Here is a 10,005-nt window from a genome sequence, read left to right on the forward strand (position 1 = left end):
AAATCACCATGTCGGTGACGATCGACAACGACAGCAAGTTCGACGAGAGCTGGTCGGTCGGCTCGCGCGGCAGGATGCTGATCCGTGACGGCGCCGATGGGATCAGGCGCCTTGTTCAGGCGAACCGGCTGCTTTTGTCCTGGCGCTTCGGCTTGCTGTCGGGGCGCGGTCAGGCGGATTTCGATCTTGCCGGCTTCAGTGAGGCGGTGGGCCAGATTGCAGGCAACTGCAAGACCGATCCGCCTTGACCGGTTCCTCGTTACTTCAGCAGTCCGACCAGGACATCGAAAGCGGCGTCGATATCGGCGCGAACGGCCGTCCGCACGGCTTCCACGTCGCGGTCGCGCAGCGCAGCGAGCATCTCCTTGTGGTGCTCGTTGGCGGTCGAATAGTTCCCGGAATCATGCAGCATGTTGAAATAGGGGCTGATCTGCAGCCACAGATTCTCGATGATGCTGAGGATGTTCTCGGAGCCGGCCGCCCGGTAGATGGAAAAATGAAACGCGTAGTTGGCACGCAGATAGGATTTGACGTCTCCGGCCGCATTGGCCTGTTCGAGCGCGTCCAGGTGCCGGCCGAGCTCGGCAATGCCCTGGTCGTCGATGCGCTCGGCCGCCCATGCGGCGGCGATCGCCTCGATCTCGAAACGGACATTCCTGAGATCGACGAGGCGGGCGCGGCTGAGTGCCGGAATTCCGATCGATCGGCCTGAAACGACCATCAACGCATTGGCGGCGGTCAGCCGCCGCAACGCCTCCCTGACCGGCATGGGACTCACGCCGAAGGCGTCGGCGAGGCTCTGCACCGTCACCATCTCGCCCGGCACGATGCTGCCGTCGAGAATAAGTTCGGTTACATGGCGGTAGACCCTGTCCTGCAAGGTCTCCTTTGACAGGGGCGCGATCTCGACCCCCGGCTTCCTGAACGCCGCTCCAGCCATCTCCCCATCAACCTTTCCGCGCAAAGGTCGCGCCACAACCCGCTTCCGGAATGCAGGGTTCCTGTTGTTGCGTCAAGCTTCGACGCCATTCGTTTCGGCATTAGGATATTTCATCATTGATCTTTGATCAAATGCTGATACGGTCGCCTGCATCGAATGACAGGGGCCACATCTCGTGCCCTTGGGAGGCATTCGGTCTGGGATCGGGAGGAGTTTCCTATGGGTATCGGATTGAAAGTCCGGCGGCTTGCGCTGCTGGCAGGCATGGCTGTCTGCGCTTTTGGCATGTCGGCGGCCGAAGCAGCCGAAAAGCACAAAATCTTTCTGAGCATGAGCTTCATCGGCAATGACTGGCAGGCCGAGGCCGCCAACATGGTCAAGGCGATGGCCTCGCACAAAAGCATGGCCGACAAGGTCGACCTGCAGGTCCAGGTCGCCGGCCCGAACGCGCAGCGCCAGATCCAGCAGATCAACGCGATGGTGCAGGCGGGAGCGGAGGCCATCGTGATCTTCCCGGTCTCGCCGACCGCGCTCAACCAGGTGGTCAAGAACGCCTGCGAGAAGGGCGTCAAGGTCTTCGCCTATGACGCGGAGATCACCGAACCCTGCGCCTACAACGTGCATATCGACCAGGAAGAAGCGGGCCGGGTAACGGCCGAGTGGCTGGTCAAGAAGCTCAACGGTAAGGGCAACATCATCGCAGTGACCGGCGTCCCCGGTACTTCGGTGGACGACCTGCGCACCAAGGCCGCCAAGGAGGTCTTCGCCAAATATCCCGACATCAAGATCGTCGGCGAGGCTGTCGGCATGTGGAGCCAGGCGGTCGCCCGCACGGAGCTTTCCAAGATCCTCGCCACGCGCAACTGGAACGATATCAATGGGTTGTGGATGCAGGTCGGCTGCTTCACCGCGAACTCGATGCAACTCGAAGCCGGCAAGAAGGCCAGCGAACTCCTGCCTTGCGCCGGTGAAGGCTCCAATGGCGGGCGCATCCAGATGCTGCCGGAGGGTACTGAGGTAGAGGGCGCGGCGTCGCCCTACGCGCCGCTCGGCGCGCCGCGCATCTCCTATGCCTCGCCGCCATATTCCGGCGCGCTCGCCCTGAAGCTCGCCGTCGAGGCGATCGAGGGCAAGGATGTGCCGAAGAAGACGATCCTGCCGCTCCCTGTCGTCACCAATGAGACGATCAAGCTGTGCAACGAAGGCACCTGGGCCGAGATGAAGGCGGGCTGCAACGCCTTCAAGCCGTCGCTGGTTTCCAACCCCGGTTGGTTTGCCTCGATCTTCTCGGACCAGACGCCGGAGATCGGCCTCAACGCCGCGCTCGTGGGACAGCCGGAAAACTGAGCCTTCCAAGGCCAGAGGTGGCGATGTGCGGGCATCTTGTCCGTGCATCGTCGATCCGCGTTAATGCGCGGCGCCAGAAACCGCGCAGCCCGGCGATCGAGGACATGACAGAACATTCCGAGCTTTCCGCCATTGACATCGACGGCATCGGCAAGGCCTTCGGCCCGACGGTGGCGCTGGATGGCGTGTCTTTCCGCATTGCGCCCGGCAGTGTTCATGCGCTGCTGGGCGAGAACGGGGCCGGCAAGTCGACTTTGGTGAAGCTCTTGTCGGGACTGGTGCGGCCGACGGCCGGCCATGTCCGCGTCTTCGGCAAGGAGATCGGCTATGGTTCGCCGCGCGCAGCCCATGCGCTTGGCGTCCAGACGGCTTTTCAGGAGATGACGCTGGTGCGCGACCTCTCCGTCCTCGACAACATGCTTCTGCCCTATGCTCCCGTCGGCGTCTCCGGCCTGATCCGGCGCACGTCCGCGCGCAAGGCGGTGCGCCGCCATATCGACGAGCTCGGCTTTTCCGTCGATCTCGATGCCGAAGTCGGCGAACTCGAACTGTCGGTACGCCAGAAGATCGAAATCGCGCGCGCCGTCTATCGCAAGCCGCGCATCCTGCTGCTCGATGAGCCGACCTCGACGCTCGCCGGCCGCGATGTCGACTGGCTGGGCGACATCATCGCCAGGCTGAAGGCGGCGGGCACCACCATCGTCTTCATCACCCATCGCATGCGCGAGGTCCGCGCTTTCTGCGACACGCTGACGATCCTGAGGAACGGTCGCCACATCGTCACCGCGCCTGTTGCCGATGTCTCTGACGCCGACGTCATCGAAAAGATCATCGGCCGCAGCATCGAGCAGACTTTCCCGCCCAAGCCCGATGGCGCGCAGGCGTTCGGCCCGCCGGTCCTGGGCGTGCGCGACCTCAAGGTCGGGCGCAAGCTCGACGGCGCCAGTTTCGATCTGCGCCGAGGTGAAATCCTCGGTGTTGCCGGGCTGCAGGGCATGGGCCAGCAGGATCTTTTCCTGGCCTGCTTCGGCATGGCCGAAATCACCCGCGGCAACGTTCTGGTCGACGGCCGCAAAGTCTGGCTCGGCTCTCCGGCGGATGCCTTGCGGCCCAACATGGCCATCGGCCTTGTGCCGGAGGACCGTAAATCCGAGGGCCTGTTCCTGAAATTGCCCGGCAGCCAGAACGCCACGCTGCCCGTCGTGTCCCGCTTTGCGCGGTTCGGCCTTGTCGACGCGGCGGCCGAGACCCGCTCCGTCGAGGAGGCGTTCGCCACCGTGGAAGTCGACCGCCGCGCGCTCTGGACGCGGGCGGGAGCCTTTTCGGGTGGCAACCAGCAGAAGATCGCCATTGCCAAATGGCTGGTGGCGCAAAGCCGCATCCTGCTTCTGTTCGATCCGACGCGCGGCATCGATGTCGGCACCAAGCACGAGCTCTATGTGATGATGCGCAACTATGTCGCCGCCGGCGGTTCGATCCTGCTGCATTCGACCGAGATTCCTGAACTGGTCCACCAGTGTGACCGGGTGCTGGTTCTCTATGACGGGCGCATCGCGGCCGAGCTGGAAGGCGACGCCATCACCGAGCCTGCCATCATGCGGCCGGCGCTTGGACATGCGGGGGAAGCCGCCGCATGAGCAGCGCAGCGCTTTCCCATGTGTCCGCCGGGTCCGGACTGCGTCGCGCGCTGACACGCAATCGCGGCGCATTGATCGCGGCGGCCGTGCTCGCGATCCTGCTTTTCATCGTCGATGCGATCAGCGCCGGGCCGCTGACCTATTTCGACGTGTCGTTCCTGTCCAGCGGCGGCGCCACCTCGGCGCTCGCCGCGATAGGTCAGACGATCGTGATCCTGTCGGGCGGCTTCGATCTCTCCGCCGGCGCCGTCATATCGCTGGTCAATGTCGTGCTGGCCTCGAGCATGGACCCGATGGCGTCGGGCGCCAGCGTCTTTTTGTGGACTGCGGCCGGCATTGGCGTCGGCATGGCGGTGGGGGCCTTCAACGGCTTCTTCATCGCGGTGCTGCGCATGCAGCCGATCGTTGTGACGCTGTCGACCATGTTCATTCTGCAGGGCGTGACGCTGCTGGTCATGGACAAGCCCGGCGGCTTCGTCTCGCCCGATCTCGGCACCTTCTATCTGGGCGATGCGATCACCGGCTGGCTGCCCATGCCGCTGGTGGTGATCGGCGTCGTCCTGCTCGCCTGGTTCTGGCTGAAGGGAACCCGTTTCGGCACCGCGCTTTATGCGGTCGGCAGCGACGCGGACTCTGCGGCCGCCGTCGGCGTCAATGTCGTGCTGGTGCGCTTTGCCGTCTATGTGATCGCCGGCGGCTGCTATGGCCTTGCCGGTGTGTTCATCAGCGCGCAGACCGGCAGCGGCGATCCGCTGGTCGGCAATCCGTTGCTTCTGTCGATGTTCGCGGCTGTTGTCGTCGGCGGCACGCGTCTTGGCGGCGGGCAGGGCGGTCCGGTGGGCACCGTCTTCGGCGCTTACATCCTGATGATGGTGGTGAACATCCTGCTGGTGCTCAACGTATCGGCCTATTATTCGACCATCGCCGAAGGCACCATCCTCGTGCTGGCCGCCCTTGCTGGATCGATCTCGCACGCATCCGTGCTTGCCGTGCAGCTCCGCGCCGCACGAGCCCGGCTTGCCGCCTGGCGGGCCGGCATCCTGCCGTCGCAACTCGAGCGCGTCGAACGGCGGCTCAAGATCAGCAGCCCTGCGCATGGCCAGCGGAATTTGGCCGCGCCGCGCCCTGCCTTCCATCTGCGCAACGCCGAAGCGCTGCGCTATGCGCTGCCGGCCTATGTCTGCCTGCTCGTCATCGTCATCGTCACACAGGTCTGGCTGGGCCGCGCCATCTTCAATCCGGGGTACTGGAATTCCCTGCTGGTGCTGTCGTCCTTCCTCGCCGTGCTGGCCCTGGGACAGGGAACGGTAATTCTCACCGGCGGCCTCGACCTTTCCGTGCCGTGGACGATCGGCATTTCCGGCATCATCCTGGCCGGCATGGTCAATGGCTCCGACGCGGCGCTCCTCTACGCGTTGCCGGTCGTGTTGCTTATGGCTTGCGCGATCGGCTTCGCCAACGGCTTCGGCATCGTCTATCTCGGCATTTCGCCGATCGTCATGACGCTTGCCACCAACGGCATTCTGCAGGGCTTTGCGCTGCTCTATTCGCAGGGAACGCCGGCCGGTTTCTCATCGCCGATGCTGCGCTGGTTCATGACCGCCAAGCTCGGCTTCGTGACGCCTGTCGTGCTGTTGATGGTGATCTTCGTGATCATCGCCGTCCTTTTGCTCGGGCGCACGCCATTCGGGCGCCGCGTCTACGGCATCGGCAACGGGCTGCGCGCGGCGCGCCTATCCGGCATCGGCGTCGAGCGCACGCTGATCCTGGTCTATATGCTGTCGGCCGTCTGCGCTGCTGTCGTCGGCATCATGCTGACCGGCTTTTCGGGCCAGGCGAGCCTCGGCATGGGCGACGATTATCTCCTTCCGTCGATCGCGGTCGTAGTGGTCGGCGGGGCGCTGATCACCGGCGGGCGCGGCCATTACCTCGGCATGCTTGGCGGCGTGCTGCTGTTGACGGCGCTGCAAATGCTGCTGGCCGGCACCACGCTGCCCTATGCAACCAGGGCAATTCTCTACGGGTTGGTCGTTCTGGGCGCCGTCATGGCGCTGCGCGAACGGCAGCCGCAATGAAAGGACGGGACGATGAGCGCAAAGGCGCCTGAAACGGCGGACGAATTTCTGGCAGGGCTGAAAGGGCAGCGCGTGCTGGTGACGGCTGGCGCCGGCGGCATAGGCTTCGCCATTGCCGATACGCTGTCGCGGCTGGGTGCACGCATTGTCGTCTGTGACGTCTCCGACGAAGCGTTGGCAGCCGCTCCCGGCAAGATCGAGCTGGTCGCCGCGATCAAGGCCGATGTCTCGCGCGACGACGATGTCGACCGGCTGTTCGAAATAACGGCGCAAAAGCTCGGCGGCCTCGATGCGCTGGTCAACAATGCCGGTATTGCCGGACCGACCGGTGGCGTGGACGAGATCGATCCCGCCGACTGGCGTCGTTGCCTCGATATCTGCCTGACCGGCCAGTTCCTGTGCGCGCGGCGCGCGGTGCCGCTGCTCAAGGCCGCGGGCGGCGGCTCGATCGTGTCGATGTCGTCGGCCGCAGGCCGCCACGGCTACGCCTATCGCACGCCCTATTCGGCGGCCAAGTTCGGCGTCATCGGTTTCACGCAGAGCCTGGCCAAGGAGCTTGGGCCGCACGGCATCAGGGTCAACGCCATCCTGCCGGGCATCATCGAGGGGCCGCGCATCGAAGGCGTCATTTCCGCGCGGGCCAAGCAGATCGGCATCAGCCACGAGGAGATGACCGGACGCTACCTCCAGAGCATCTCGCTGCGCCGCATGACCAGCCCCTATGATGTCGCCTCGATGGTCGCGTTCCTGCTGTCCGATGCCGGCATCAACATCTCCGGCCAGTCGCTCGGCGTCGACGGCAATGTCGAAACACTCTGAGGGGACGGATCCATGGCGCGGGTTGCGATAGTTGGCAGCGGCTTCATCGGGCGCGCCTGGGCGATCAGCTTCGCCCGCGCCGGCCATGATGTGCGCATGTGGGACCAGTCGCCCGAGGCGACGGGCGGCGCGCGGGATTACATAGCCGGCGTGCTCGGCGATCTTGCCGCGAACGAGTTGTTGCGCGGGCAGTCGATCGACACGGTGCTTGGCCGCATCGCCATCGCCGCTGAGCTGGAAGAGGCATTGGCTGGTGCTGTCCATGTCCAGGAAAACACGCCTGAAAACCTCGACGTCAAGCGCAAGGTGTTCTCACTGATCGACAGCCTTGCGGGCGCCGAGACGATCATTGCCAGTTCCACCTCGGCGCTGTTGCCGTCGAAATTCACCGACCATCTCCAGGGGCGGCACCGCTGCCTCGTCGTGCATCCGATCAACCCGCCCTATCTCATTCCGGCGGCCGAGGTGGTGCCGGCGCCGTGGACATCCGACGACACACTGGAAAGGACACGCGCCTTCCTTATCGATGCCGGCCATGCGCCGCTGGTGATGAAGCGCGAGCTTGACGGCTTCATCATGAACCGGCTGCAAGGAGCTCTGCTCGAGGAAGCGTTCCGGCTCGTCGCGGACGGCTACGCCAGCGTTGAGGACGTCGACATCGGCATCCGTGACGGGCTGGCGTTGCGCTGGTCCTTCATGGGACCGTTCGAGACAATCGACCTCAACGCGCCCGGTGGTGTGCGCGACTATGTCGAGCGCTACCAGGGTATCTATTCCAATATCTTTCCGCAGATGCTGCGGCGCGTCGACTGGGCGGGCGATGTCATGGAAACCGTCGAGGCCGAGCGCAGCAAGCGCTTGCCAAGGAAAGACCTCGGCGATCGGCAGGTCTGGCGGGATCGTCGGCTGATGGCGCTGGCGGCACACAAGAAGAAATCGGATCAGGAGTTCGGAAAATGACAGAAACCAGCCGCAAGACCGGCTCTTCGCAAACGAAGGGCAAGGTCATCATCACCTGCGCGGTGACCGGCGCGATCCACACGCCGACCATGTCGCCCTACCTGCCGATAACGCCGGACCAGATCGCCTCGGAGGCGATCGCAGCGGCGGAAGCCGGCGCGGCGATCCTGCATCTGCACGCGCGCGATCCCGAGACCGGCAAGCCCGACCAGACGCCGGAGGCCTTTGCCCGCTTCCTGCCGCGCGTCAAGCAGGGCACCAACGCGGCCATCAACATCACCACCGGCGGCAGCCCCTACATGAAGGTCGAGGAGCGCGTCCGCCCGGCTGCTCAGTTCAAGCCGGAAGTGGCCTCACTCAACATGGGCTCGATCAATTTCGGGCTCTACCATCTCGCCGACAAATACGAGACCTTCAAGTTCGACTGGGAAAAGCCGCATCTGGAAGCGACACGCGATCTGGTTTTCCGCAACTCGTTCAAGGACATCGAATACATTCTGGCGACTTGCTACGACAACGGCACGCGCTTTGAGTTCGAGTGCTACGACATCGCCCATCTCTACAACCTCGCCCATTTCGCCGATCACGGCCTGGTGAAACCGCCTTTCTTCGTGCAGTCGGTGTTCGGCCTGCTCGGCGGCATCGGCACCCATCCCGAAGACGTCGCTCATATGAAGCGCACTGCCGACCGGTTGTTCGGTGACCAGTTCCGCTGGTCGGTGCTGGGCGCCGGCGCCAGCCAGTTGCGCATCGCCGCGCAATCGGCCGCCCTTGGCGGAAACATCCGGGTCGGACTGGAAGACAGCCTGTGGGCCGGGCGGGGCAAGCTCGCCAAGTCGAACGCCGAACAGGTCGTACTGGCGCGCAAGATCATCGAGGGGCTTGGCATGGAGGTGGCGACGCCGGACGAGGCGCGTGAGATTCTGTCGCTGAAGGGTGGCGACAAGGTCGCCTTCTGAGGTTGGACCAGTCGCGTAAGGCATCAAGGACACAGGAGGATGGCATGAAGATCGAAGTCGTGGTGGATGTGAAGACGACGCTGGGCGAGGGGCCGCTATGGGATGTCGAACAGGAGCGTCTCTACTGGATCGACAGTTTCGACGGGCGCGTGTTCCGCGCTACCGCCGACGGACGCGAGATCCGCTCCTGGGACGTGCCGATGAAGATCGGTTCCATGGCGTTGCGCAAGGACGGCAGCGGTGCGGTGGTTTCGCTGCAGCGCGGCTTCCATTTGCTCGACTTTGCCTCGGGCGATGTGACGCTGATTCATGATCCGGAACCGGACAGGCCGATGAACCGGCTCAATGACGGCAAGGTCGACCGGCGCGGCCGCTTCTTCGCCGGCTCGATGGATACGATGGAGGAGGGGCCGTCAGGCGGGCTCTACCGGCTCGATCCGGATTTTTCCGTCACCAGGATCGATTCCGGCATCATCTGCTCCAACGGGCCGTGCTGGAGCCCCGACGACCGTATCTTCTATTTCTCCGATACTTGGACTGGGGAAATCTGGGCCTACGACTATGACATCGCCACCGGAGCCGCCACCAACCGGCGCACTTTCGTGCGTGTCGACGCGAGCAAGGGCGGGGCGGCCGACGGCTCGACCGTCGATGCCGAGGGCTATCTGTGGAACGCGCTGGTCTATGACGGACGGCTGGTGCGCTATGCGCCCGACGGCACCGTCGACCGTATCATCGATATGCCGGTGAAGAAGATCACCAGCGTCATGTTCGGCGGGCCGAAACTCGACACGCTCTACGTCACCTCGATGGCAAAGCCGCCGCTGCCGCGCTTTCCCGGCGACGGTGTCTTGCGCGGCAGCCTGTTCTCCATCACCGGGCTCGGCGTGACCGGTGTTCCCGAGCCCAGGTTTGGCGCTTGACGGCCAGCCGCACCGATCTGGATCACGGGTAAGGCGAAATCTCGCTCAGATCAGCAACAGGCCCTTCATACTGGCGTATCCCTTGCGCCCGATGATGATGTGATCGTGGACGCCAATGCCCAATCGTTTGGCGGCCTCGATGATTTCCTTGGTCATTTCGATATCGGCGCGCGATGGTGTCGGGTCGCCCGAGGGATGGTTGTGCATCAACCGCGTCGCATGCGGTAACCTATTGAATTAATGATGGTTTCTGGTAATGCCCGAGGGGGCGGGGGTATGAGTTTGGGGTCGGTAGATCGTGAAGTTGCGTGACATTCACTTTCGTTCAGCCTCTGTCTCAATGAG

Annotated in this window: 8 protein-coding genes and 2 pseudogenes; 8 read left to right on the forward strand and 2 right to left on the reverse strand. The window is 64.0% G+C overall.

The window, feature by feature from the left end; genetic code table 11:
* Positions 1–248, forward strand: a pseudogene (locus J0I79_RS00545) (hypothetical protein); the annotation flags it as partial.
* Between the two features lie 11 nt (positions 249–259).
* Here the strand turns inward: J0I79_RS00545 and J0I79_RS00550 are convergent.
* Positions 260–940: a GntR family transcriptional regulator gene (locus J0I79_RS00550; RefSeq protein WP_292854314.1), complete on the reverse strand. Its 681-nt coding sequence runs from the start codon at positions 938–940 to the stop codon at positions 260–262.
* 219 nt (positions 941–1,159) lie between these two features.
* Here J0I79_RS00550 and J0I79_RS00555 point away from each other — a divergent pair, with 219 nt between their 5' ends.
* The 7 genes from J0I79_RS00555 (at position 1,160) to J0I79_RS00585 (ending at position 9,660) form a co-directional block, all read left to right on the forward strand.
* Positions 1,160–2,287 carry a sugar ABC transporter substrate-binding protein gene (locus J0I79_RS00555; RefSeq protein WP_292854317.1) on the forward strand — a complete coding sequence of 376 codons (1,128 nt, stop codon included), beginning with the start codon at positions 1,160–1,162 and terminating at the stop codon, positions 2,285–2,287.
* 104 nt (positions 2,288–2,391) lie between these two features.
* Positions 2,392–3,924, forward strand: coding sequence for a sugar ABC transporter ATP-binding protein (locus J0I79_RS00560; protein ID WP_292854320.1), 1,533 nt, complete (start codon positions 2,392–2,394; stop codon positions 3,922–3,924).
* Positions 3,921–5,999, forward strand: a complete 2,079-nt coding sequence (locus J0I79_RS00565) for an ABC transporter permease (protein ID WP_292854323.1) — start codon at positions 3,921–3,923, stop codon at positions 5,997–5,999. The genes J0I79_RS00560 and J0I79_RS00565 overlap by 4 nt, the downstream gene beginning before the upstream one ends.
* A gap of 12 nt (positions 6,000–6,011) precedes the next feature.
* The gene (locus J0I79_RS00570) at positions 6,012–6,818 is read left to right on the forward strand and encodes an SDR family oxidoreductase (protein WP_292854325.1); all 807 of its coding nucleotides are present in this window, start codon (positions 6,012–6,014) and stop codon (positions 6,816–6,818) included.
* Between the two features lie 12 nt (positions 6,819–6,830).
* Positions 6,831–7,778: a 3-hydroxyacyl-CoA dehydrogenase gene (locus tag J0I79_RS00575; protein WP_292854328.1), complete on the forward strand. Its 948-nt coding sequence runs from the start codon at positions 6,831–6,833 to the stop codon at positions 7,776–7,778.
* Positions 7,775–8,737, forward strand: a complete 963-nt coding sequence (locus tag J0I79_RS00580; RefSeq protein ID WP_292854329.1) for a 3-keto-5-aminohexanoate cleavage protein — start codon at positions 7,775–7,777, stop codon at positions 8,735–8,737. The genes J0I79_RS00575 and J0I79_RS00580 overlap by 4 nt, the downstream gene beginning before the upstream one ends.
* A 44-nt stretch (positions 8,738–8,781) precedes the next feature.
* The gene (locus J0I79_RS00585) at positions 8,782–9,660 is read left to right on the forward strand and encodes an SMP-30/gluconolactonase/LRE family protein (RefSeq protein ID WP_292854331.1); all 879 of its coding nucleotides are present in this window, start codon (positions 8,782–8,784) and stop codon (positions 9,658–9,660) included.
* Between the two features lie 45 nt (positions 9,661–9,705).
* Here the strand turns inward: J0I79_RS00585 and J0I79_RS00590 are convergent.
* Positions 9,706–9,870, reverse strand: a pseudogene (locus J0I79_RS00590) (JAB domain-containing protein); the annotation flags it as partial.
* Positions 9,871–10,005 lie beyond the last annotated feature (135 nt).

The sequence above is a fragment of the Mesorhizobium sp. genome, assembly GCF_017306585.1.
In the GTDB taxonomy this organism is placed as follows: Bacteria; Pseudomonadota; Alphaproteobacteria; order Rhizobiales; family Rhizobiaceae; genus Mesorhizobium.